Annotated in this window: 2 protein-coding genes; both read left to right on the top strand. The window is 29.4% G+C overall.

Annotated elements, in window-relative coordinates; translation table 11 throughout:
• On the top strand, nucleotides 1-49 hold a 49-nt coding region (locus tag ABZW16_RS44040; protein ID WP_354962119.1), incomplete at its 5' end, for a type I toxin-antitoxin system Fst family toxin.
• A 695-nt stretch (nucleotides 50-744) separates the two neighbouring features.
• On the top strand, nucleotides 745-1019 hold a 275-nt coding region (locus tag ABZW16_RS44045), incomplete at its 3' end, for a MerR family transcriptional regulator (RefSeq protein ID WP_354962118.1).

Consider the following 1019-nt stretch of genomic DNA (forward strand, 5'->3'; position numbering starts at 1 on the left):
AGTTATACTCACGTTATTTTCTCATTGGCTGAATAATCGTGAAAAGTAATTTAGCGACGACATATAGCTAATACACCAAAAGAGCCCGATAACTACTGCGAATAGTTATCGGGCTCGGTGTTTATCATGTTAGTACACTATTTGTTAATCAAATTATAACACTGGTTAATAGAGGAATGCAAAATAGTTTATTGATTACTAACTAGTGAGTGATCTTTAATAAAGATACTATTTCACTAGAGGGAATGCCTATCTTAAACATTATAAAAGATTTATGAAGTTGAAGAACAAAATTGGAGATATTAAATATATTATCTTTTTGATATGTAGGTTTTTTCTTATGGTGGAAAATAATGAGAATAATAATGTCTATAATCCTTCAAATAATCATGTAAATTTTCGTCATAATTAACAATACTTTTTAAATAATTTTGTAACACGTTATCTAATGAGTGAAATAAATCTTTATATCTATAAAAATGATTTGCTGATTTGATACGAGCCTTCTATGCAAACCTTCATTTATTTTGGGTCTTCGGAATATATAGTGGAATTACTTTCTTAATAGTTTAAAAACAACTGGTGTTTAAATCGGATTTTCTGGCGGGATGTTAGGATAATCAATAGTATTATATAAAAGTATCAATCACATACGAGTGATACTTTGGGAAAAAATAAAATAGTCCAATTTACTTGACCGTGTACTATGGTACACGGTTTATAATATTTATGGGGTGAAATAAGATGATTTATCGCATTAGTGAGTTTGCAGATAAATGTGGAGTTAATAAAGAAACGATCAGATATTACGAGCGAAAAAATTTATTACAAGAACCTCACCGAACGGAAGCTGGTTATCGGATATATTCATATGATGACGTTAAGCGTGTTGGGTTTATTAAACGAATACAGGAACTTGGTTTTTCTTTAAGCGAGATTTATAAATTACTTGGTGTTGTAGATAAAGATGAAGTTCGTTGTCAAGATATGTTCGAATTTGTTTCTAAAAAACAAAAGGA

The sequence above is a fragment of the Nocardia sp. NPDC004604 genome (assembly GCF_040609795.1).
In the GTDB taxonomy this organism is placed as follows: Bacteria; Actinomycetota; Actinomycetes; order Mycobacteriales; family Mycobacteriaceae; genus Nocardia.